Source organism: Cryobacterium sandaracinum (assembly GCF_004403415.1).
In the GTDB taxonomy this organism is placed as follows: domain Bacteria; phylum Actinomycetota; class Actinomycetes; order Actinomycetales; family Microbacteriaceae; genus Cryobacterium; species Cryobacterium sandaracinum.
Window position 1 is genome coordinate 25,067 of sequence record NZ_SOGO01000033.1, and the last position, 24,125, is coordinate 49,191.

Sequence of the window (24,125 nt, forward strand, 5' to 3'; positions counted from 1 at the left end):
CGGCACAAAACACGCCTAAAGTCCGCTTTTAGCTCAAAATCTCCGTCGAATTGGTTCGCCCCCGCCCTTCCGCGCACCCGTGCCCTGCGCGAAAACAGGGTGGCTCGCCGTGAGGATGCCGCGAGCGAGCGCGTCGACTCGCGGGGCGACACGGGCGAGTGGATAATTCAGGGTGTCGACCTGCACCCGAGCGGTCGAGTGAGGGAAACGATGGACCTCAACACCGTGCTCACGATCACCCCCGCCCGTCACCGGGGCGATCTCGCGCTCCTCGACGCCCAGGTGGCCCCGCTCGCGGGCGGCTCCGACCTGTTCGCCGACCCGCAGACGCACCTCACCGGGCTGGTCGACCTGCAGACCCTGGGCTGGCCCGCTCTGACCCTGACGACGGATGCCGGCACCCCGGACACCGGCCCAGGTGCCGCCACCGGCACGGATGCCCACACCGGCGAGCGCGCCACCGGCACCACCCCCGGCCTCGTCATCGCCGCCACCTGCACCATCGCCGAACTCTCCCGGCTGGCGGCCGCACCCGGCTGGACCGCGCATCCGCTGATCTACCAGTGCTGCACCGCCCTCTACGGCTCATTCAAGATCTGGAACGTCGCCACCGTCGGCGGCAACCTCTGCGCCTCCCTGCCGGCCGGCCCGATGACCAGCCTGGCTGCCGCCCTCGACGCGGAGGTGCTGATCTGGCGTCGTGACGGCAGCGACGAACGGATGCCCGCAGCGTCCTTCGTCACCGGCAACACCACCAACGCGCTCCGCACCGGCGATGTGCTGCGGTCCATCCACGTGCCGACCTCTTCGCTGGCGGCCCGCACCGCATACCGCAAGATCGCCCTCTCCCCACTCGGCCGCTCCGGCGCCGTGCTGATCGGCCGGCTCGACCGCGCCGACCTCTCCGACAGCGACGACACGACCGCCCGCGACGCCAGCGACGGCACCGGCCGCTTCGTGCTCACCGTCACCGCCGGCACTGTGCGTCCGGTGCAACTGCGCTACGATTCCCTGCCCGACGCGGGCACACTCGCCCAGGACATCGCCGCCATCGACTGCTGGTTCACGGATGCCCACGGCGCCGCCGACTGGCGCCGCGCCGTGAGCGGCGTGCTCGGCGAGGAGATCCGAGCAGAGCTGGAACAGCAGCCCGAACCGAGACAAGAACCCGAACCGGCCGCGCGAGACCAGGCGGCACCCCGGAACGGAGACCGCTCATGAGATTCCAGATCAACGGCGAACCCGTCGACGCCTCCCCTGCCCCCGGGCAGTGCCTGCGCTCCTTCATCCGCGACCAGGAGCACTTCGAAGTCAAGAAGGGCTGCGACACCGGCGACTGCGGCGCCTGCTCCGTGTTGGTCGACGGCACTCCGGTGCACTCCTGCATCTACCCGGCGTTCCGGGCCGAGGGCACAGAGGTCACGACCGTGGCCGGGCTCGGCCTGCCCGGTGATCTGGCCCCGATCCAGCAGCGCTTCGTCGACGCCGCCGGGTTCCAATGCGGGTTCTGCACCGCCGGCATGATCGTGACCGCGTCCGCCCTGACCGAGACCGACCTTGACGACCTCCCCCGCCTGCTCAAGGGCAACCTGTGCCGCTGTACCGGCTACCGCGCCATCGAGGACGCCATCCGCGGCAGCCACACCCCCGTCAACGGCTCAGCCAGGTCAGACAGCTCCTGTCGCACCGACGCACCGGCACGCACCGGCCTGGGCCCGGTCGTCCAGACCGGACCGCGCCCCGGCACGGTCGGCACCTCCCTGGCGGCCCCGGCCAGCGAACGCGTGGTCAGCGGGCAGGAGCCGTACACCCTCGACGTCACGGTGCCCGGCCTCCTGCACCTCAGCGTGCTGCAGAGCACGCAGGCGCACGCGCGCATCCGTTCAATCCAAACCGAGGCAGCCGCGGCCCTGCCCGGGGTGCACGCCGTGCTCACCCACGCCGACTCCCCGGCCACCCTGTTCTCCACCGCCCGGCACGAGGACCGCCTCGACGACCCCGACGACACCCTCGTGCTCGATTCGGTCGTGCGGTTCCGCGGCCAGCGCGTCGCGGCCGTCGTCGCCGACACCCTCGCCATCGCCGAGGCCGCCTGCCGCCTGATCGAGATCGACTACGAGACGCTCCCGGCCGTCTTCGACCCGCACGCCGCTCTCCTGCCCGGCGCTCCCCTGGTGCACGGCGACAAGGATGCCACCGCGAGCCGGCTGGCCGACCCGACCCGCAACCTGGTGGCCGAGCTGCACGGCGAATACGGCGACATCGCGGCCGGCCTGGCCGGCGCCGCCCACAGCGTTAGCGGAACCTGGCAGACCCAACGGGTGGCGCATACCCATTTGGAGACGCACGCCACCATCGGCTGGCTGGAGCCCGGCACGGCAGACGCATCGGCAAGCGGCGACCGGCTCATCCTGCGCACCAGTTCCCAGGTGCCGTTCCTGGTGCACCGCGAGATCTGCCGCCTGTTCGCCCTCGACCCGGGGCGGCTGCGCGTGTTCACAGCCCGGGTCGGCGGCGGCTTCGGCGGCAAGCAGGAAATTTTGACCGAGGACATCGTCGCGCTCGCGGTGCTGAAGACCGGGCGCCCCGTGCAATACGAGTTCAGCCGTTCCGACGAGTTCACCCTCTCCCCGTCCCGTCACCCCATGCGCATCGACGTCACCCTCGGCGCCGACGACGCCGGCCGCCTCACCGCACTGAAGCTGGGTGTACTCGCCGACACCGGCGCCTATGGCAACCACGGCCCCGGGGTGATGTTCCACGGCAGCTCCGAGTCGGTCAGCCTCTATCGGGTGCCCAACAAGCGGGTGGATGCCCGAAGCGTCTACACGAACAATCTCCCCTCGGGCGCCTTCCGCGGCTACGGCCTCGGCCAGGTGATCTTCGGCGTCGAGTCCGCACTCGACGAGCTCGCCCGCACCGTCGGCATCAACCCGTTCGACCTGCGCCGGCGAAACTCGGTCGGCCCGAACGACCCGCTCGTGGTCACCCACGTGGAGGGTGAGGACCTCATCTTCGGCAGCTACGGACTCGACCAGTGCTTCGACCTGGCCCAGACGGCCCTGGCCCGCGGCAACGGCGCCACCGTGCCGCTCGGCGAGCACTGGAAGACCGGCGAGGGCATGGCCACCGCCATGATCGCGACCACCCCGCCGCGCGGGCACTACGCGCAGGCCTCGGTCACCCTCGAAAACGCGGTCCTCGAATCCCCCACCCACTACACCGTCCGCGTCGGCACGGCCGAGTTCGGCAACGGCACCACCACGGTGCACGCGCAGCTCGCCGCCACGGCCCTGCACACGACTCCCGACCGGATCGAGATCCTGCAGTCCGACACGGATGCCATCGGCTACGACACCGGCGCGTTCGGCTCCGCGGGCGTCGTCATCGCCGGCAAGGCCGTGCTCGCGGCGGCGAACGACCTGGCCGACACGCTGCGGTCCGCCGCCACGGAGAGGCACCCGGAGATCCCCGCCGCCGCCTGGACCCTGGAACCCGACGGGCTGCGCAGCGGAGCGGTGTTCACGTCGCTGGCCGAACTGGCCGGGCAGGCATCCGTAACCGGGGCATCCGCGCCCGGGGCCTCCGCTCTCCGCGGTGTCGGCGCCGAAGACGGCGCCCGCCGCTCGGTGGCGTTCAACGTGCACGCGTTCCGGGTGGCCGTGAACACGCAGACCGGCGAGGTGCGCATTCTGCAGTCGATCCAGGCGGCGGATGCCGGGGTCGTGATGAACCCGGAGCAGTGCCGCGGCCAGATCGAGGGTGGGGTCGCGCAGGCGATCGGCACCGCGCTCTACGAGGAGGTCATCCTCGACGGGGCGGGCACCGTGACCACGAGCGTGCTGCGGAATTACCACATCCCGCAGCTCGCCGACCTGCCCGTGACCGAGGTGTACTTCGCGGACACGAGCGACGTGCTCGGCCCGTTCGGGGCGAAGTCGATGAGCGAGTCGCCCTACAACCCGGTGGCGCCCGCCCTGGCGAACGCGGTGCGCGACGCCATCGGCATCCGTCCCACCGAACTGCCGATGTCGCGCGACCGGATCTGGCGGCTGCTGCACCTCGTTCGCTCCTGAACGGGGTGCGATCCGCGGGTTACCGCTTCTTCGCCGTCCGCTCCTGCGCGTCGACGAGCACCGCGACCGTGCGGGCGGGAACCGTTACCGTGCCGGTCGCCGCGTCCCAGGTCGTCGACTTGACGAGCGCATCCGTCCCGGCGGCCTGGATGCCGCTGAGGGCGTAGCCGCGCCCGGCCAACTCGCTGAGCAGAACCGTCTGAGGTTCGGGGCTGGCGTTGAAGAGCACCAGCAGGCCGTCCAGTTTCTTGTCGACGTCGCCTCCCACCGTGTCGTCGACGCTCATCGCGATGACGCCGGGGGTGGCGTCCGGTCCGCTAGCCGGGAAGGTCAGCTTCTGGTTGATCAGCTTCGCATCGCCGAGCCGGAACAGTTCAGTCGACTGTTTGAGGCGCAGCAGGTCCTGGGCCTGGGCCGACGCGAAGCTGATGTCGTCCGGCGTCGGCTTGAGGGCCGGGTCCTCGAGCAGCGGGCGCATGATGGCCCACTTGTCCTCGTTGGCGGCCGCTGACGGCAGACCGACGCCGAAGTTGCTGGTCTGGCCGGTCCAGTCGATGCGGTTGAACCAGTCGCCCGAGTTGTAGCTGTCGCGGTCGAGCGACTTCGAGCGCAGCAGGTCGGTTCCGGCGTGCCAGAGCGATGGCGCCTGCGACAGGGTCGCGGTGGCAAGGGACAGGGTGTTCATTCGCACCCGGTCACTCATCCCGGTGTCGGCCGGCAGCTTGAGGGCGAGCAGGTCGTAGAGCGTCTCGTTGTCGTGCGCGTCGACGTAGTTGATCACCTCGTCCGGCTGGTCCGCATACCCGGCCGGCGACCCGTTGTAGTCGAGTTCGTCGCCGCGCTTCACCGTGCCGTCGCTGGTGACGAAGCTGAAGTCGCGCAGGTTCGCGGCCAGGCCGAGCCGCACCAGGTCGCTGGCCTGCCCGAGCCGGGCGAGCGCCTGCTCGGGGGTGCCGTTGATCGCCACGCCGTTGGGATCGGTGCCGAGCCCGGTGCCGAAGCCCTGCTGCTGCACGGTGCTGCCGTCGACGGGGCTGCCGCCATGCACCGCGTCGCGCAGCCGGTCGTTGAACGTGCCGATGCCGGTTCCGCCCAGCTGGCCCTGCGTCGCCTGCTCGAACAGGGCGTTGTTCGCGACCTCGCCGAAGTTCCAGCCCTCACCGTAGAGGTAGATCGCCTGGCCGTTCACGCCGTCCTTTTTCAGGGTGAGCGCGTCGAGGGCATCCCGCACGGCCAGCAGGTTGGCCTTCGAGTGGTGGCCCATCAGGTCGAACCGGAACCCGTCCACGCGGTACTCCTTCGCCCAGAGCACGACGGAGTCGACCATGAGCTTCTGGGCCAGTTCGTGCTCGGTGGCGATGTTCTGGCAGCAGGTGGAGGTCTCGACGGAGCCTTGCGGGTTGAGACGGTGGTAGTAACCGGGCACGACCTGGTCGAGCACCGATTTCTCCCCCTGGCCGCTCTGCGCGGTGTGGTTGAACACCTCGTCGAGTACGACCTGCAGGCCGTCCTCGTGCAGGGCCCCCACCATGCCGCGGAACTCGGCCACCCGGGCGCCGCCGTGGGCATTCACCGCGTAGGACCCCTCCGGCGCCGAGAAGTGGAACGGGTCGTAGCCCCAGTTGAATCCGTCCTGGTCCCTGATCGCCTGGATGCACGCCTGCTGGCCCGGCGAGGCCGGTCCGAAGGAGGCCAGGTCGCAGGCCGGAACGGCCTGGAGGGCGCGGTCTTCCTGGATCGTGGCGATGTCGAAGGTCGGCAGCAGGTGCACGGTGTTGAGCCCGGCAGCCGCCAGCTCGGACAGATGCCGGGTTCCCGCGCTGTCGACCCCGAACGCGCCGTAGGTGCCGCGGAGCTCTTCCGGCACGGTGTCGTCGGAGATCGAGAAGTCGCGCACGTGCAGTTCGTAGATCGACCGGTCCACGGCCTTCTCGATGACCGGCGCCTTCGCTTTCTCCCACGCCTTGGGGCGGTAAGCCTTATCGGCCAGGTCGATGAGCACCGACCGGGTGGAGTTCTGCGTCAGGGCGACCGAGTACGGGTCGGTGACCTGGTTCACCTCGATCTTCCCCGTCGTCGGCGCGAACACCGTGACCTCGAAGACGAAGGATGCGCCGGTCCAGTTCTTGGCGCCGGTCGCGGTCCACGTGCCGTCATCCTGGCGCGTCAACGCGATGCGCTCCGGGTCGGCCGTGTCGCCCGCCGTCCAGACGAGCGCGTCGACGTTCTGCGCCGTGGGAGCCCAGACCGCGATCGTGGGCCGCTTCTTGGACCAGGTGATGCCGAGCGTCCGGTCCGCTGCGGCATCCGCGTAGAGGTCGTCGAGCACGCCGGGCAGTTGCACGCCCGTGAACGCGGTGAGGATGCCTGTGGTGTCGTCGGTGCCGGTGCCGGTGCCGGACTGGGCCACCGCCAGCTGGGTGGTCAGCAGCCGTTCCAGCTCCACCCGGTCCACACCGACCGGGCGCAGGGCCACGGACCCGGCGAGGGCCGGGAAACGCGCTTTCTCCGCGTCGGAGAGACCGGCCGGGTCGTACTCGAGGGCGACCGTGTCACCGCCGGTCACCGCTCCGTCGACGACCGCCAGGTCGGCGGACGACGAGGAGTGCAGCGTGTAACCGAGCGCGGCCGGGTCGGCATTCGCGGGCAGCAGGTCACGCGGCCAGGCGAGGGTCTTCTCGCTCACCCAGTGCGCGCGCTGCGCTCCGGTGCCGGCCAGCGGCGGGTCGGTCACCGTGATCGTGAGCACGTGGGCGACGAGGTCGTAGCTGAACAGGGTTTCCTTGCCCTCGGTGGCCGTGAACGACAGGTTCGCTCCGTTCGGCACGCCGTCGGCGCCATAGTTCTCGTCCCAGCCGAGGTTGTGCGCGACCTTCGCCTCGTACGAGCCGGTCGGCAGGGTGTTCGAACTCAGGGTGAGGATGCCGTCGCCGTCCACGTCCTGCAGCCAGGTTGCGAGGCAGTCCGGTTTCCAGTCTCCGGGGCAACCGGCCTCCTCCTGGAAGGAACCGGCCGCGACGACGATATCGCCCTCGGCCGTGCCCTGAAAGAAGTTGTTGCGCGGGTCGAAGTAGAACGTGACCGGGCCGCCGTCGGTCGTGTAGCTCACGTTGTCGCCGCCGGGAACCCCGCCGGAACCGTAGTTGAGGTCCCAGGAGCCGTTGACGGCGATCTTGTACTCGTAGTCGCCGGCCGGAAGGTCGAAGGTGCCGGCGTAGATGCCGTCGGCCCGGAGGGTCAGTTTCGCGGCCTCACAGCCGGGCTGCCAGTCCCCGGCACAACCCATCTCGGAGTTGTGACTACCGGCCACCGTGACCAGGTCGATCGCGGCGTCGGGCGTGCCGGTATCGGCGAGCGAAACCGTGTTGCCCACGGAGGCGAAGCTGGACGCGGCGGCCCGCTGGCCGGCGGCATCCGTGGAGACGGCGCGGTACTCGACCAGGGTGCCCGTGGCGAGGCCGGCGGTGTCGTGGAAGACCCGCGGAGTGGTGTCTTCGGCGGTGCCGAGGCTGGTCCACGCAGTGTCACCCACGACCCGCCAGGCGAAGCCGGTCTCCTGCCAGGTCCCGTCGTCGACGGTGGCCCCGACGGGTGAGACGCCGGTGACGCCGGCTCCGGCTGCCGGGGCGGCGACCGTGATCGCGGCGGCCGCGGCCGGAGCGCTGACGGGTCGGTCGGCCACGAACACGACCGAGCCGCGGGCCGGCACGGTGACGGCCAGATCCCCGGTGTCGCCGGATACCGCGGAAGCGGTGTCGCCGAACAGCACCGAGTAGGACGCACCCGTGGTGAGGGTGGGGATCGTCACGGTTTTCGCCGCGGCCGAGTTGTTGACGGCGACGAGGTGTTCGATCTTCTCCGTGCGGTCGACCCGGCTGAACGCGTAGACGCCGGCCCCGGTGTCGGCGTAGCGCTCGATCTGGGCGCCCGTCGCGAGGGCCGGGTGGTCGCTCCGCAGCGCGGAGAGCTCAGCGATCCGACTGTAGAGCGGCGCATCCGTCCCGAACCGGTCGATCGAACCGGCGGTCTCGCCGGTGATCAGCGGCTGGTTCGCGTACTCGGGCACCTGGCTGGCGAACAGCGACTGGCGGGCGTCCTTGTCGCCGCCCGCGCCCATGAAACCCTGCTCGTCGCCGTAGTAGACCACCGGCTGGCCGCGGGTCAGGAACATGAGCTCGTGGGCGAGCACGTCGCGGGCAAGCGGGTCATCGGTGTTCTTCAGGAAGTAGCCGATCCGGCCCATGTCGTGGTTGCCGAGGAAGGTCGGCAGCGCGGAGGCGTTGGAGTCGGGAGTCGTGTAGAGGTCGTCGGAGGCGAACAGCTGGCTGAGCCCCTTCGCGGAGTTGCCGGCGGCGAAGCTGGTCGCCTGCGACTGGAATCCGAAGTCGAGCACCGAGTTGAGGTCGGTCTTGCGCACGTACGGGGACGTCTTCGCGGCATCCGCGTCGTAGACCTCACCGAACATGAAGAAGTCGGGCTTGCCCGCGGCGTGCGCGTAGTCGAGCACCTGCGTGGACCACGTGTCCCAGAACTCCAGGTTGACGTGCTTGACCGTGTCGATGCGGAAGCCGTCGATACCGAGGTCGACCCAGTCCGTGTATACGTCGACGAAGCCGTTCACGACGGCCGGGTTCTCGGTCATCAGGTCGTCGAGGCCGGAGAAGTCGCCGTCGAGGTTGCTCTCACCCTCGAAGGTCGAATCTCCCCGGTTGTGGTAAAGCGTCGGGTCGTTCAGCCAGGCCGGCACCTTGGCCGTGGCGTCGGCGGCCGCGACGAACGGCGTGTAGGGGAAGGATGTCCCGTCGAGGGTCGGGAATTCGTCGGTCCCCGCGTAGTCGGCCGGGTCGAAGGGCTCGCCGGCCGCGGTCGTGTAGGGCGACGTCGCCTTGTCGATGTAGGAGTACTGCTTCTCCTCGTTGTCGATGACGTCGGCGGTGTGGTTGGTGATGATGTCGAAGTACACCTTGATGCCGCGGGCGTGCGCGTCGTCGATGAGCGCCTTGAGCTCGGCGTTGGTGCCGAGGTGCGGGTCGATCTGGGTGAAGTCGGTGATCCAGTAGCCGTGGTAGCCCGCGGACGCGTTCGCGCCCTCGCCCTGCACGGCCCGGTTCTTGAAGGACGGCGTGAGCCAGAGGGCGCTCGTGCCGAGACCCTCGATGTAGTCGAGCTGGGAACGGAGCCCGGCGAGGTCGCCGCCGTTGTAGAAACCCTTGTTCGCGGGGTCGTAGCCGGATACCAGTGGGTCGTCGCCGAGGCCGGCGGTGTTGTTGGCCGGGTCGGCGTCCTTGAACCGGTCGGTCATCACGAAGTAGAACTGCTCGTCGCTGCCGGGCTGGCGGATGGGCGCGGCCGCCACGGCCTCGTCCTCCGCGGAGTAGGCACCGGCCAGGGAGAGTACCTCGAGGCCGACGCGCTTCCGGCCGAGGTCGAAGGTGAAGCTCATTCGGCTTTCACCGGCGATGGTCAGCGGGACGTTGTCGGCGCCACCGTCCAGCCCGTAGGTCTCGTCCCACGCGTCGTTGAGGGCGACCTTGTAGTCGTAGCTGCCGGCCGGCACCGTGAACTCGGCGGACCAGACCCCGTCGACGCCCGTCGGGGCCAGCTCGGTGGACTCGCAGGCCGGCTGCCAGTCCTCCGTGCAGCCCAACTCGCTCTGCAGGCTGCCGACCAGGGCGACCGTCGGGGTGGCGGCGGCCGCGGACATCTCGGAGAAGGCGAGACCGGAGAGAACGATCGCGCCGGCTCCGATCGTGGCCACAATGCGGCGGATGGCCGGGCGGCGTGTAGCGGTGCGTTTCGTCAACAGTGACTCCCCCTGTCTCGCGCCCGGTGGCGCTGAGAACAACAGATGTGACGCTACTCCGTCGCGTACCGCTTATGCAAGCGTTTGCTGCAAGCGTTTACTTGATCGCGCGGCGGTCGAGCCTGACGACCCCCAATACACTGAACGAGTCCGGTGGAAACGAGTCCAGTGGAAGAGAACGACGAACAGAGAACGGGCTCTCACGTGACACCGTCCAGCCGGGTCTACCGCGGCCACATCTTCCACATTGCCGGCTCCCCCACCGTGGCCGCCGCGCACCGGCACCTCGTGTCCCTGCCCGACGGCGTCCTGGTGACCACCGACACGGGCCGGATCGCCTGGGTGGGCTCATTCGTCGACCTCCCTGCCGTCTACGAAACCCTGGCGGTCACCGACAACCGGGGCGGTTTCATCCTGCCCGGCTTCGTCGACACCCACGTGCACTTCCCGCAGACCTATTCCACGGATTCCTATGGCGGCGGCCAGCTGCTCGAGTGGCTGGACAACTGCGTCTTCCCGGCCGAGGCTCGCCTGGCCGACCCCGGGTTCGGCGAGCAGATCGCCCGGGACTTCACCCGTCGCCGCGTCGCCGCGGGCACGACCAGCGCCCTGGTCTTCGGCTCCGCGTTCCCTCCCGCGCAGGACGCCCTGTTCGAGGAGTCGCACCGGGCCGGACTGCGCCTGGTCAGCGGGCGCGGAATCCAGACGGTCGGTTCGAAGCCCTCGCAGGCGCTGCTCACGAGCGAGGCCAGGGCCCTGGAGCTTGTGACGGATGAGATCGCCCGCTGGCACGCGGTCGACACCGGCGACGCCGCCACCGCGCTGCTTCAGGTGGCGGTGGTGCCGCGATTCAGCCTCTCCGTCACCCCCACGACCCTGGCGGGGCTCGGCGAGCTCTACGACGCGGTGCGCGGCCAGGGGGTCTACTTCCACAGCCACCTGAACGAGAACAACCGGCCCGGCACGGGCGAGATCGAGGCCGTGAAGTCGGTCTACCAGGTCGACACCTACCTCGACACCTACGACGGCCGGTTCCTGCCGGGTTCGGCGCGAGGCGGGTCGAGCCTGCTGGGGCGGCGCAGCATCCTCGCCCACGCCGTGCACTGCGAGAACAGCGAGCTGGCTCGCCTGGCCGAGACGGGAACGAGCGTGGCGCACTGCCCCACGTCGCAGCAGTTCCTGGGATCGGGCACCATGCCGTGGCTGCGCACGACGTCGTTCGGCGTGAATGTGGCGATCGGGTCGGATGTCGGCGCGGGCGACGAATGGCTCATCTCCCGGGTGCTCAACGACTGTTTCAAGGTGCACCTCTCCGAGCCCGGAGAGGCGGGCCTGTCGCTGGATCCGGCCGCCCTGCTCTTCACCGGCACCCTGGCCGGCGCGCGCGCACTCGACATGGAGGCCCGGTTCGGCAACTTCGACGTGGGCAAGGACGCCGACTTCCTCCTGATCGAGCCGGACCGCTGGGAGCCCCTTGCCACGGTGCTCGAGCGCGGCATCCGGGCCGACGACGAGGAGATGGCCACCGACCAGACCCTCTTCGCGCTTCTGCTGGCCCTCCGCCAGCCCGCGATCGCCGGCGTCTTCGTGCGCGGCCGCCGGGTGCTCGCCCCGACCGGTGGTTGAGCCGCCCGGCGATTGAGCCGCCCTCCCGCCTTCCAGTCCCGCCCTCAATCCCGTCCTGGCCGAACGAATTCGACGGAGATTTTGCTTAGAACCGGCCCCGAGCATCCGTTTGGGCGCGAAATCGGTGAAATCTCCGTCGAATTCGTCAGGGGTTGATGGACTAAAAGGTGAGAATCGTGCGGGCCGTGCCCGACCGACCTTCACACCCGTGCCCACACCCGCACCGCCCTACGATGGCAGGCATGGCCACTTCCTCCGCACCAATCGCCGGCCTCGTGCTCGCAGCCGGCGCCGGCTCCCGTTACGGCATGCCGAAGGCACTTGCGCGAGGCGACGACGGCATCCCCTGGCTGGTGCGCACGATCCGCACGCTCACGGATGCCGGCTGCTCACCGGTGATCGTCGTGCTCGGCGCCGAAACCGCAGAAGTCCGGGCACTGCTCCACCAATTCGGCATGACCCCGTCGGTCGTCCTCACGCAGGCTGAAGACTGGGCAGAGGGACTCTCCGCGTCCCTGCGGGCGGGCCTGCGACAAGCCACCGAGCTGCAGGCCACCGAGCTCCTGCCTGCTCCGGTCGCCGTGGCGATCGTCCCGGTCGATATCCCGGGTCTGCTGCCCGGCACGGTCGCACGACTGATCGGCACCCTGCCCATCGACACCCTGCCCATCGACACCCTGCCCGGTGACACCGTGCCCGGTGCCACGGATGCCGACGCGAACCCCGTCGGCCCGCTCACGCTCCGGCAGGCAGGCTTCGACGCCCGCCCGGGACACCCGGTGGTGATCGGGCGAGCACACTGGGGCGCGCTCATCGACACCGCCACCGGCGACACCGGCGCACGTCCCTACCTGCGTTCTCACAACACCCGGCTGGTCGATTGCGCCGACCTCGAGACCGGGCTCGACGTCGACACGCGCGATTGAGCACCGAAACCGCACCGCACCACGCCCCCGGACACCGGCCACACCGGGTTGGAATTGCCCCCCCTCCGTGTGAGGCTTAACCCGTGCCGAAGACTGACGAACGACTCGATCTGCGAGACGCCGTGTCCCTCGATCGCCCCTGGATCACCATCGTCTGGGACGACCCGGTGAACCTGATGTCCTACGTCTCCTACGTGTTCCGCAGCTACTTCGGCATCTCCGCCTTGGAGTCCGAGCGCCTCATGCTGCAGGTGCACAACGACGGGAAGGCCGTCGTCGCTTCCGGCAACCGGGAAGCAATGGAACGCCACGTCGAAGCCATGCACGGCTACGGGCTGTGGGCCACCCTCGCCAAGGCCGACGCATGATGCAGTTCATGACGGGCAGCGAGAACGCCCGCAGCGTGACCGCCCGGTTCGAACCCGTCGAGATCGGCCTGTTGCGCCTGGCCGCGAGCCAGCTGATTGACCTGCTGGAGGGCGCCGAAACCCACGCACTCGGCACATCCGGTGACCCGGCCCTGCGTCGGCTGCTGCCGGATGCCTACGCCGATGACCCCGAGGCCGCCGCGGAATTCCGCCGGTTCACCGCCGATGACCTGCTCGAGCGCAAGGTGCGGAACGCCCGGTGCATGCTTGCGACGCTCGGCGAGGAACCGCCCGCCGACATCGCCGACGAACCGAACGACGCCGAGCTACCTGCGACCGCCGACGCGGCCGCATCCGCCGAGGCGCCCGTGATTATCGACCTCGACGCCGACGACGTGCAGTCCTGGCTGCGCACGCTCACCGACCTGCGCCTCACCCTTGCCGAACGCCTCGAGATCGGGCCCGACGGGGTGCCGGCGCGGAGCGCCGACGCGGCACCGTTCCTGAACGACATCTACGATTGGTTCGGTATGGTGCAGGAATCCCTGGTCTACGCGATCGACGTCTGACCTCCCGGATACTCGCAACCTACAGCTCGACCGGCACCGCCAGCAGCGCCGCGTACGCGCGCTTGGGCCCGGCCCCGCCCTGCAGCGAGGAACTCAACCGATCCAGGCTTCGCCGGGCGTCCCCGTCGAGCGCGAGCAGTTCGGCTATTCCGGCCCGAAGCTCCTCAACCGTAGCCGTGTTGGGCGCGAGGGACAGCCCGAATCCGGCCGCTTCGACCGCGGCGGCCCCGGCGAACTGGTCGGTGGAGAAGGGCAGCAGCAGCAGTGGCACCCCCGAGGTCATCGCCTCGGTGACGCTGTTGTTGCCGCCGTGCGACACCGCCAGAGCCGAGCGCGCCAGCACGGTGACCTGCGGCAGGAACGCGCGCACGAGCCAGGAGTCGGGGATCGGCCCGAGTTCCGCGGGGTCGGTGGCACCGGTGGCGACGGCCACCCGCACGTCGAGTGCGGCAAGCGCCTCGGCCACCCGGGCGAGAACATCCCCGCGCACCGACAGGAAGCTGCCGAAACTGACATAGACGATGGGCCGGTCACTGTCGGCGGCGAGCCAGGCGTTCACCTCGCCGTCGGCGGCCTCGTTGCGCACGGCGGAGCCGAGGAACGCGTGCGGCGGCAGCAACTCGCCACGTGCGGTGTCGTGCAGCTCGGCCGGATAATTGAGCAGCAGGATGTCTCCGGACTCCATGAACGCATCCGGGCTCGGCAGCGCGGCCGGGTCGAGAACCCGCAGGGCGTCGTTCCACTGGGTGGTGAACGCATCCCGCACGCTCTCGCAGATCGTCAGGAGTGCGCCGAGGTCGTCGCTGTCGGGCGCGAAGGCGAGCGGCCACTCCGGCGGGAAACCGTAGACCTCCGCGCCCACGGGCAGCGCCGACGGGTGACCGAGCACCACATCGGCGTGACGGATGCCCGCACTCACCAAAGCGAGGCGCGCACTGAACGCCAGGTGATCGACGATCACGTGGTCGGGTTGCACCTCGGCCACGATGAGCTGTACCGCGCGGGCCACCTCCACCGGGTTCCAGAGCAGATCGCTGCTGCGTGCCTCGGCCTGGAAACAGAGCGTTTCCACCATTCCGAGCCGGGTGGCGTCGAAGAACCCGCGGAGCGCGTCGTCCTCGCCCGTCGGCTGTTCCTCGGCGCGGATCGTGCCGGGGTTCGAGCCGCGGCCCACTTGCAGGTGTATGCGCTCGAATCCGAACGCGGCCACGATGTCGGCAGTGGCCGAGCCGCTGGCCACCACGACGCGTTCGCCGGCCTCCAGCCACGCGGTGCCCAGAGTGGCCAGCGGGAACAGGTGGGAGGCGTAGTCCGGGCTGATGATCAGCAGCGTCATGAAACGCTCATCAGGTACGCGCCCGACTCGTTCGTGTCGGCGACGTCGCGGTAGACCCGGGTCAGCGTCTCAGCCATGGCCTGGATCGTGAAGGAACGCGACACCATTTCCCCGGCCCGGTCCGCGTACTCCGGTCCGAGGGGGCCGGCAGCCAAATCGAGTGCAGCGATGATCCCGCCCGCCAGGGCCGTTTGGTTGCCGGTGTCGACGAGGAAACCCGTCACTGCGTGCTCCACATAGGTGGCCGGGCCGCCGGAATTCGGGGCGACGACGGTGAGCCCGGTCGCCATGGCCTCAAGCAGGGCGATGCCGAATTCTTCCTTCATGCTCGCGCAGACATACGCCCCATTGGGGGCCGCCAGTCCGGGCCGGCCGTACCGGGCCGCGGCCAGCCAGTGCGCCACGGTGTCGTTGGTGCGGTGCCCGGCGAGCAGTAGGCCCTGGTCGGCCGCATTGGCGAGGTCGACGACCGCGGCCATCTGGTCCAGCTGGCTTTTCTCGTCGAGGGAGGGAGAATTCAGGTCCCCGCCGAGGATGAGCAGGTTGCAGCGGGCGCGCAGGTCAACATCCGCAGCCCACGCCTGCACCAGGGCAGCCATGCCCTTGACGCGGTGCAGGCGTCCGACGGTGACGGCGAGCGGAAGCCCGCGCCGGCTCAGCGGGAGGGTGGTGAGCAGGTCGTCCAGTTCGGCTAGCGCCGCTGCGCCCGCCGCGCCAGCCGCGCTGGTCACGCCGGTCGCGCCGGTCGCGTGCGCGGCGGGCGGGTCGGCCGCGAGTCGGGCATCCGCCAGGGCACGCTCGATCACGGCGAGGTCGATGCCCTCCGCGATCACGGAGTGGCGTTCCGGATGCTGCCGGATATCGATTCCCACAAGGTCGCGCATGTCACGCCGCAGCTCGGGCCTCGGGAAGAGAACGGTGTGCGCGGCATCCGCGGCCAGCCGCTGCACGAGCCGGGCCCGGAACCAGAAGTGCTCGGTCTCGTCGACCGTGCCGAAGTTCGCCCGGGTGAGCACCCCGGAACTGTCGAGGGAGTGGATGACGCTGTGCGGGTCGGGGGCCACCGTGAACACGATCGGAATGTCGAGCTCGCGGGCGACGGTGGAGGCAGCCAGCGTGCCGATGTCGGCCATTCGCAGGTGGATCGCGTCGACGGTGCCGGCGGCGCGCAGAATGCGACGGATGCCGCGCTGCGTCGCAATCCGCCGCGGCCAGGCATCGACCGAGGCGACGGGTTCGCCCAGGAAGGGCACGGTCGCGAAGGCGTGCTCCGCGAGGGAAGACCCGACCTCGGACAAAGAGGTGAGCGCGCCGGCGAAGCTGCCGCGGGAGAGGGTGAGCACCCGTTCCACGGAGCCGCCGCGCTCACTGCCGCCGCTGCCGCTGCCGCCGGAGACGAGCGCGTCGCCCAGGCGCACGAGCAGCGTGGCGATGCCGCCGTTATCGCCGGCTCCCACCTGGCTGAGTTCGCGGTCGATGTCGGCGTGCAGGAAGAGTTGGGCCACCGTCAGCCCCCGGCTCCACGGCGGGCGCGGGTAGGCCGGCACGGTCAGGTCGATCAGGGCGAGCCGGGCCACATCGGCAAGCACGCCGCTGCCCTGCGACAGGTCGCTCACGATACGGATGTTGGCCTCGTTCGGACCGAGGTCGCCGATGGCCGCGATCGCCGCCGCACGCACCGCGTTCGGCTCGGAGCCGTCGACTGCGACCCGGCGCAGCAGACGTTCGGGGATGCGCCCGGCGATGAGACCCATCGTTTCGACCAGGCGGGCGCGGGCGCCGCACTCATGCACGCCGATCAGGGTGCCCTCGAGGGCGAGCGCCACATGCACCGGCACCGACGAGCTCCACTGCTCCAGCGTGCGCTGGGCGATCATGCCGGAGAAGCCGCCGTCGACCACCATGCTCAGCAGTCCGGAGATCGCCTCGAACCGGGGCAGCCGGGCGCCGAACGCCCACGCCGTGTGTTCGCGGATGAAGAGGGAGTCGTGGGTGAGCAGCGACACGAGCACGTCATCCGCGGACTCGTCGAACACCTGGCCGAGCGAGTGAATGGCCGCGATCGCGGTCAGCTGGTCGCCAGGGTCGGTCGCCGCCTGCGCGAGCAGGCGCACGGCGCGGATGCCGCCGTCCCGGCTCGCTGCGATGGTCAGGTCGTCGGCGCAGCGAATGCCGTCCAGGATTGACCGGGTCTGCCGCATCGTGTCCAGCGTCGTGTGAGTTCCCACGGTGCCCCCTCTGTCTCCTGCTTCAAGCAGTCCGATCCGAACATACACGTAGCCGATGTCGGAACGTCCTGTGAAATGGAGCAAAATGGTTACATGACACGACGCGCTCCGATCGAAGACATCAACGAAGACAATCTGGTCGTCACGAAGCCGAAGAAGTCCGCGGCCGGAGTGGAAGCGGTTCTGGTGGCGCTCGATCGCGGGTTCGCGCAGGCCGGCGTTCCCCGCACGGCGAAGGCGCTGCTGCGCCTCAACCAGCGCGACGGCACCGACTGCCCGGGCTGCGCGTGGCCGGAGTCGCAGGGCCACCGCAAGACCGCGGAGTTCTGTGAGAACGGCGCCAAGGCCGTCGCCGAGGAGAGCACCCTGCGCACCGTGACGCCGGCGTTCTGGGCCGAGCACTCGATCGAGGAGCTCGCCACGAAGACCGAGTACTGGCTCGGCAACCAGGGCCGTATCACGCATCCGGTGGTCATCCGTCCCGGCGACACGCACTACTCCCAGATCTCCTGGAACGAAGCCTTCGAGCTCATCGGCGAGCGGATCCGAGCCACCGTTCCCGACCGTACGGTCTTCTACACCTCGGGACGCACCGCCAACGAGGCGGCGTTCCTCTACCAGCTGTTCGCCCGCTCGATCGGCACGAACAACCTGCCCGACTGCTCGAACATGTGCCACGAGTCCTCCGGAAGCGCCATGAACGCCACCATCGGCATCGGCAAGGGCACCGTTTCGCTCGAAGACATCCACCATGCCGAGCTGATCCTCGTCGTCGGCCAGAACCCGGGCACCAACCACCCGCGGATGCTGTCGGCCCTCAAGGAGTGCAAGGACAACGGTGGCCGGGTCGTCGCCGTCAACCCGCTGCCCGAGGCCGGGTTGTTCAATTTCAAGGATCCCCAGTCGGTCTCCGGCCTGATCGGCGATGGCACAGCACTCGCCGACGAGTACCTGCAGATCAAGGTCGGCGGCGACCTGGCCCTGTTCCAGGCCCTCGGCCACCTGCTGCTCGAAGCGGAGGAGCGCGTTCCCGGCTCCGTCGTCGACGCGGAGTTCGTCGCGGCGAACACCCAGGGCCTCGACGAGTACCGCGCCGCCCGCACGACCATCGACTGGGCCGAGACGGAGAGGGCCACCGGGCTCACCGCGGTGGAGATCTCCACCGTCGCGCAGATGATGATCGACTCCACGGCCACGATCATCTGCTGGGCGCTCGGACTCACTCAGCAGCCGCACTCGGTCAACACACTCAAGGAGATCATCAACCTGCTCCTGCTGCAGGGCAACTTCGGCAAGCCGGGCGCCGGCGCCTGCCCGGTTCGCGGCCACTCCAACGTGCAGGGCGACCGCACCATGGGCGTCTGGGAGAAGCCCAAGGAATCGATGCTCGCCGCGCTGGACAAGGAATTCGGCATCGAGTCCCCTCGCAAGCACGGCCTCGACTCGGTGGACACCGTCGCGGCCTTCGAGAACGACGACGTCGACGTGTTCGTGTCGATGGGCGGCAACTTCGCCCTCGCCTGCTCCGACACAGTGGCCCTCGAGGCGGCAATGCAGCGCGTGGGCCTGACCGTGCACGTGTCGACCAAGCCCAACCGGTCGCACATCATGCACGGCACGACCTCGCTGATCCTGCCGACGCTGGGGCGCACCGACACGGACGACAAGCACCCGGGTGGTCGCCAGGTGCTCTCGGTCGAGGACTCCATGTCGGTCGTGCGCACCACGCAGGGGCGTCTGGACCCGGTCTCCGAGCACTTGCTCGCCGAGCCCGTCATCGTCGCCCGGATGGCCAGCGCCACCCTCGGCGACGACCACGTGATCGACTGGAAGGCGATGGCCGACGACTACGACGTCATCCGTGACCGCATCTCGCGGGTTCTCCCGGGCTTCACCGATTTCAACGCGCGCCTCAAGACGAAGAACGGTTTCGTACTGCCCAACCCACCCCGCGACACCCGCAGCTTCGCCACCGACATCGGCCGGGCCCGGTTCACGGTCAGCCCGCTCGAGTACCTCACCCCGCCGGCCGGCCACCTGATCCTGCAGACCATGCGCAGCCACGACCAGTACAACACCACGTTCTACGGCCTGGATGACCGCTACCGCGGAATCTCCGGCGGCCGCCGGGTCATCCTGATCCACCAGGACGACGTCACCGAGCTGGGCTTTGCGGACCGCGACATGGTCGACGTGATCAGCACTTTCCGGGGCGAGGAGCGGCGCGCCAACGAGTTCCGCCTGGTGGTCTACCCCACCCCGCGGGGCTGCGCGGCCGCGTATTTCCCCGAGGCGAACGCCCTGATGCACCGCGAGCTCGTGGCCCGGGAGTCGAACACCCCCGGTTACAAGGCCATGTCCGTGCGATTCATCGCCCACGAGGCAGCGAATTCAGCACCGCTGACGTGAGCCGAGGCGTGAACACGGGCGCTGGGGCACAGCGCGTCACCCACTGGTGGCCGCTGCTCTCCGGGCTGGTCACCGTCGCGCTGGCGGTGGGTCTGGGCCTGGTCATCTCCCGGAACGGCAAGCCGTTCGCCCTGGACACGGAGTGGATGATCGCGGTGTCCGGCAATCGGGCACCGGTGTGGGATTCCCTCGCCCTCGTGATGAACAGCCTGGGCGGCGGTCTCACCGCCTCCGTCGTCGTGCCCGGTCTGCTCATCGGCCTGCTCCTGTTCTTCAAGCGCCCGTGGGCCGCGGGCTTCGCCCTCGCGGTAACCGTGGTCTCCGATGCCGCCGTGCACCTCCTCAAGTGGCTGTTCGGCCGGGCCCGCCCGGTCGAGCTCGACGATCTGTTGGTCAGCGTCGATTTCGGGTCGTTCCCCTCCGGCCATGTCGCCAATGCGGCGACGCTGGCGATAATCCTGGCGCTGCTCTTCCGGTTCTGGTGGGTGTGGCTGGCCGGGGCGCTGTACACGGCGCTGATGATGCTCAGCCGCACCTACCTGGGCGCTCACTGGCTGACCGACACCGTCGGGGCGGCACTGCTCGGCATCGGGATCGCGGTGGCGGTCTGGGCTCCCCTGGCCGTGACACTCGATCGCGAACGCCGACGCAGCCGCGCGTCGCATCCGTGGCGCACGTTCCACGACCGGTACGTCGTCGAGACGTGGGAACGCAATGCCCGGTCCCGCCGCATGCTCCAAGTCACCGCGATCGCCTGCCTGAGTTTCGGCGCCGTCGTCTTCACGCTCACGCTGCTGAGTGTGCTGAGCGGCGGCGGCGTCACCGCCATCGACCTCCCCGTGCAGGAGTGGCTGCTGGAAGCCCGGTCCCCCGTTCTGACGACCGTGATGGTGGTGCTGGCGGTCGTATTCGGGCCGGTCGCGCTGCCCCTGATCGTGCTGGTCGTGTGCGTCGGCTGGGGTCTTCTCACCCGGCACGCCTGGCGCCCCCTGCTGCTCGCCGGTGCCATGGCAACCGGCGTGGTGCTGGCCCAGGTCATCGGACGCACGGTCGGCCGCGAGCGGCCGCCGATCGACCTGATGCTGTACGGCACGGATCTCACGTTCTCGTTCCCCTCCGGCCACGTGCTGGGTGCATCCGACTTCCTGCTGGTGACCGCCTACCTTCTGCTCTCGCGCCGTTGCAGCATGCGGGCCACCACCCTCGGTCTCAGCATCGCCGTGGTCGGCACCGTGCTGGCGGCCCTCAGCCGCCTGTACCTCGGCTACCACTGGACCACGGATGCCCTGGCCTCCGTTTCGATCTCCCTGATAGTGGTGGGCTGCGTGATCACGGTCGACACCTGGCGCACCGGGCGGGTGGTCGAACCCGCGGAGCGCGGCTAGCCGGGGACGCTCTGCGGCGTCCGCTCGCCGCTCGTGATGCGTTCCGCCCCGGCGTAGATCACCATGGAGTCGCCGCGCAGGAACCCGACCACCGTCATGCCTACCTCGTCCGCGAACTCGGCGGCCAGCGACGACGGCGCCGACACGGCGGCGAGCACCGGAATCCCGGCCATCAGCGCCTTCTGCGCCAGTTCGAAGCTCGCCCGGCTCGACACCATCAGCACCGTGCCGGTGAGCGGAAGCAGGTCTTCCTTCAGCGCCCAGCCGATGACCTTGTCGACCGCGTTGTGGCGGCCGACGTCTTCGCGCAGCACCAGCATCCGACCGGTGGTCCCGTCGAAGAGGGCGGCCGCATGGATGCCGCCGGTCTTCTCGAAAACGTCCTGGGCGTCGCGCAAGACCTCGGGAAAGCTCGTCAGGAGCTCTGCGTCGACCTGAAGCGGGTCAGCCGTCACCGGGAACGCCGACTTCGTGCGCACGGCGTCGATACTGGCCTTGCCGCAGAGCCCGCAGGAACTGGTCGTCAGGAACGATCGCTCCAGGCTCGGGTCGGGCGGTGTGACCCCGGGCGCGAGCGACACGTCGAGCACGTTGTAGGTGTTCACGCCTTCGACGGTGGCGCCGGCGCAGTACCGGGCCGTGGAAAAGTGCTCGTTCCGGGTGATGACGCCCTCCGACACCAGGAACCCGGCGGCGAGGTCGAAATCGTTGCCGGGGGTTCGCATCGTGACGGCGAGGGAGCGGCCGTTCACGCGGATCTCGAGTGGCTCTTCGACCGCCAGCACGTCTTCCCGGCTGGTGGGATTCTCGCCCGCCGTCAGTCGCACGACCTTGCGCCTGGCCGTGATCCTGCTCATCTGGATTCACCCACCGATGTACGACATTTCGATTCTCTTCTTGCCGGATGCGCGCAGCCGGCCGGTCTCGGCGCTGCGCAGCTCCGAATAGCGGTCCGTGCGCTCGCGCCAGATCTGCTTCAGCACCTCGGTCAGCTGCTCATCGGTGCAACCGCCGCGCATCAGGGCACGCAGGTCGTGCCCCTCGGTCGCGAACAGGCAGGTGAACAGCTTGCCGTCGGTGGAGACCCGCGCCCGCGAGCAGGAATGGCAGAACGACTGGGTGACACTGGAGATCACGCCGATCTCCCCCTCGCCGTCGCGGTAGCGCCACCGGCGGCTGGTCTCACCGGTCTTGTTGGGGGCCACCTCCTCGAGAGGCAGTTCAGCGTTGATGCGGGCCACGACCTCGGCCGAGGGCACCACGTCACCCATCTCCCAGCCGTTGCTCGAGCCCACGTCCATGAACTCGATGAACCGGAGGATGTACGGGGTGCCTTTGAAGTGGCGCGCCATGGCAACGATGTCCTGATCGTTCTGCCCGCGCTTGAGCACCATGTTGATCTTGATCGGGCCGAGCCCGACCGAGTGGGCCACGTCCAGGCTGTTCAGCACCTTGGCGACCGGGAACTTCACGTCGTTCATGGCCCGGAACGTGGCGTCGTCGAGCGAATCCAACGACACCGTGACGCGCTTCAGCCCGGCGTCCTTCAGAGCCCGGGCCTTCAGCGCCAGCACCGAACCGTTGGTGGTCATCGCGATGTCGATCGGGCGGCCGTCCGGGGTGCGGAGCGCCGCCAGCATCGCCACCAGTTCCTCGATCCCTTTGCGCAGCAGCGGCTCACCGCCGGTGAGGCGGATCTTCTCGACCCCGTGCGCCACGCTGATCCGCGCCAGCCGGGTCATCTCTTCGAAGGAGAGCAGTTCGTCGCGTTCCATGAAAGCAAAGTCCTTGCCGAAGACCTCTTTGGGCATGCAGTACACGCAGCGGAAGTTGCAGCGGTCCGTGACCGAGATGCGCAGATCGTGCAGCGGGCGTTGGAACTGATCAATCATGTCTCCACACTAACCGCCGCCCTCCGCGGCAACAGTCCTTCGGGACGGTGACAAATGCCCGGCCTCAGCAGAACAGGGCATCCGGCCCGGGCGAACCGCGGGCCGGATGTCCTGTTACCGGTCGAACGCGCTTACTTGATGTACTGGTTCGGGTTCAGCACGTATTTGATCGACTTGCCGGCGTCGAACTCGGCGTAGCCGCGCGGGGCATCGTCCAGGCTGATCGCCTGAGCGTTGACGGCCTTCGCGATCTGCACCTTGTCGTGCAGGATCGCCATCATCAGCGACCGGTTGTACTTCATCACCGGGGTCTGACCGGTAGCGAAGGACAGGGACTTGGCCCAGCCGAGGCCCAGCCGGATGGACAGCGAGCCGACCTTCGCCGCCTCGTCGACCCCGCCCGGGTCACCCGTGACGTAGAGGCCCGGGATGCCCAGGCCACCACCGGCGGCCGTGACCGTCATCAGCGAGTTCAGCACCGTGGCCGGACGCTCCGTTCCGGCATCCTTGCCGTGGCCGCGGGCCTCGAAGCCGACCGCGTCCACGCCGCAGTCGACCTCGGGCACACCCAGGATCTGCTCGATCTGATCCTGCGGTTCGCCCTTCCGCAGGTCGATGGTCTCGCAGCCGAAGCTGCGGGCCTGCGCCAGCCGCTCCTCATTGAGGTCGGCGACGATGACGACGGCGGCCCCGAGCAGCTGAGCGGATGCCGCCGCGGCCAGACCCACCGGGCCCGCTCCGGCGATGTATACGGTCGATCCGACCCCGACGCCCGCGCTGAACGCTCCGTGGAAGCCGGTCGGGAAGATGTCCGAGAGCATGGTGAGGTCCATGATCTTCTCCAGCGCCTGGTCCCGGTCCGGGAACTTCAGGAGGTTCCAGTCCGCGTACGGCACCAGCACGTACTCGGCCTGGCCGCCGACCCAACCGCCCATGTCGACGTAGCCGTAGGCGCTGCCCGGGCGGTCGGGGTTGACGTTGAGACAGATTCCGGTTTTGCGCTCCTTACAGTTGCGGCACCGGCCGCAGGAGATGTTGAACGGCACCGAGACGATGTCGCCGACCTTGATGAACTCGACGTCGGGTCCGCATTCGACCACCTCGCCGGTGATCTCGTGGCCGAGGACGAGGTCCGACGGCGCGGTCGTGCGCCCGCGAACCATGTGCTGGTCCGAGCCGCAGATGTTGGTGGTGACCGTGCGGAGGATGACCCCGTGCGGCACCTTGCGGCCCACGTTCGCCGGGTTGACACCCGGTCCGTCTTTCAGCTCGAAGGTCGGGTAGTCGATGTCGATGACCTCGACGACGCCCGGGCTCTTGTAGGCAACTGCTCTGTTCCCAGTCATGAAGTACCTTCCTAGTTCCTGTTTGCTTCCCTCACAGCGAGACCCGTCGGGCCGCGCGAGACTGCATCGAAATTTCTAGTTGGTGCCTGTTTCACATCTAGAGGACTACATTGCGGCCTGAAATTCAAGGGGTGTGCTCAGATGACTGTTTTGGGTACACA

The 24,125-nt window shown here is 69.1% G+C and carries 14 protein-coding genes; 8 read left to right on the forward strand and 6 right to left on the reverse strand.

Translation table 11 applies throughout. The features are described 5' to 3' along the window. Nucleotides 1-210 precede the first annotated feature (210 nt). A complete protein-coding gene (locus tag E3T25_RS11595) occupies nucleotides 211-1,221 on the forward strand; it encodes an FAD binding domain-containing protein (protein WP_134374380.1) in 1,011 nt (336 codons plus the stop codon). Further along, complete coding sequence (locus E3T25_RS11600; RefSeq protein ID WP_134374382.1) at nucleotides 1,218-4,076, forward strand: molybdopterin-dependent oxidoreductase; 2,859 nt, start codon at nucleotides 1,218-1,220, stop codon at nucleotides 4,074-4,076. Before E3T25_RS11595 ends, E3T25_RS11600 begins: the two co-directional genes overlap by 4 nt. Nucleotides 4,077-4,095: 19 nt before the next feature. Here E3T25_RS11600 and pulA read toward each other — a convergent pair whose 3' ends face one another. Next, entirely contained in the window at nucleotides 4,096-9,879 is a 5,784-nt protein-coding gene (pulA, locus tag E3T25_RS11605) for a pullulanase-type alpha-1,6-glucosidase (protein WP_241980820.1), read from the reverse strand. Between the two features lie 204 nt (nucleotides 9,880-10,083). Between pulA and E3T25_RS11610 the strand changes: the two genes are divergently transcribed. From E3T25_RS11610 to E3T25_RS11625, 4 genes are all read left to right on the forward strand, one after another. Continuing rightward, a complete protein-coding gene (locus tag E3T25_RS11610; RefSeq protein WP_104099389.1) occupies nucleotides 10,084-11,505 on the forward strand; it encodes an amidohydrolase family protein in 1,422 nt (473 codons plus the stop codon). A 242-nt stretch (nucleotides 11,506-11,747) separates the two neighbouring features. Continuing rightward, nucleotides 11,748-12,431 (forward strand): nucleotidyltransferase family protein, encoded by a 684-nt coding sequence (locus tag E3T25_RS11615; protein ID WP_134374384.1) that lies wholly within the window; start codon nucleotides 11,748-11,750, stop codon nucleotides 12,429-12,431. An 83-nt stretch (nucleotides 12,432-12,514) separates the two neighbouring features. After that, nucleotides 12,515-12,799: an ATP-dependent Clp protease adapter ClpS gene (gene clpS / locus E3T25_RS11620; protein ID WP_233191428.1), complete on the forward strand. Its 285-nt coding sequence runs from the start codon at nucleotides 12,515-12,517 to the stop codon at nucleotides 12,797-12,799. Next, on the forward strand, nucleotides 12,796-13,368 hold the full coding sequence (locus E3T25_RS11625) for a DUF2017 family protein (protein ID WP_134374386.1): 573 nt from the start codon (nucleotides 12,796-12,798) through the stop codon (nucleotides 13,366-13,368). Before clpS ends, E3T25_RS11625 begins: the two co-directional genes overlap by 4 nt. Nucleotides 13,369-13,387: 19 nt before the next feature. On the opposite strand, the gene E3T25_RS11630 is transcribed toward E3T25_RS11625, so the two are convergent. Continuing rightward, nucleotides 13,388-14,704, reverse strand: coding sequence for a nucleotide disphospho-sugar-binding domain-containing protein (locus tag E3T25_RS11630; RefSeq protein WP_134374388.1), 1,317 nt, complete (start codon nucleotides 14,702-14,704; stop codon nucleotides 13,388-13,390). Next, nucleotides 14,701-16,932, reverse strand: a complete 2,232-nt coding sequence (locus E3T25_RS11635) for a glycosyltransferase (protein ID WP_134374390.1) — start codon at nucleotides 16,930-16,932, stop codon at nucleotides 14,701-14,703. Before E3T25_RS11635 ends, E3T25_RS11630 begins: the two co-directional genes overlap by 4 nt. Nucleotides 16,933-17,025: 93 nt before the next feature. Between E3T25_RS11635 and E3T25_RS11640 the strand changes: the two genes are divergently transcribed. After that, nucleotides 17,026-19,341: an FdhF/YdeP family oxidoreductase gene (locus E3T25_RS11640; protein WP_134374392.1), complete on the forward strand. Its 2,316-nt coding sequence runs from the start codon at nucleotides 17,026-17,028 to the stop codon at nucleotides 19,339-19,341. Further along, the gene (locus E3T25_RS11645) at nucleotides 19,338-20,726 is read left to right on the forward strand and encodes a phosphatase PAP2 family protein (RefSeq protein ID WP_174843941.1); all 1,389 of its coding nucleotides are present in this window, start codon (nucleotides 19,338-19,340) and stop codon (nucleotides 20,724-20,726) included. Before E3T25_RS11640 ends, E3T25_RS11645 begins: the two co-directional genes overlap by 4 nt. Here the strand turns inward: E3T25_RS11645 and fdhD are convergent. The 3 genes from fdhD to fdhA form a co-directional block, all read right to left on the reverse strand. After that, nucleotides 20,723-21,583: a formate dehydrogenase accessory sulfurtransferase FdhD gene (gene fdhD / locus E3T25_RS11650; protein ID WP_104101323.1), complete on the reverse strand. Its 861-nt coding sequence runs from the start codon at nucleotides 21,581-21,583 to the stop codon at nucleotides 20,723-20,725. The two genes, E3T25_RS11645 and fdhD, sit on opposite strands and share 4 nt — an antisense overlap. A 6-nt stretch (nucleotides 21,584-21,589) precedes the next feature. Then, the gene (moaA, locus tag E3T25_RS11655; RefSeq protein ID WP_134342182.1) at nucleotides 21,590-22,618 is read right to left on the reverse strand and encodes a GTP 3',8-cyclase MoaA; all 1,029 of its coding nucleotides are present in this window, start codon (nucleotides 22,616-22,618) and stop codon (nucleotides 21,590-21,592) included. A 131-nt stretch (nucleotides 22,619-22,749) separates the two neighbouring features. Next, nucleotides 22,750-23,964: a formaldehyde dehydrogenase, glutathione-independent gene (fdhA, locus tag E3T25_RS11660; RefSeq protein WP_104101328.1), complete on the reverse strand. Its 1,215-nt coding sequence runs from the start codon at nucleotides 23,962-23,964 to the stop codon at nucleotides 22,750-22,752. Between the last annotated feature and the right edge of the window lie 161 nt (nucleotides 23,965-24,125).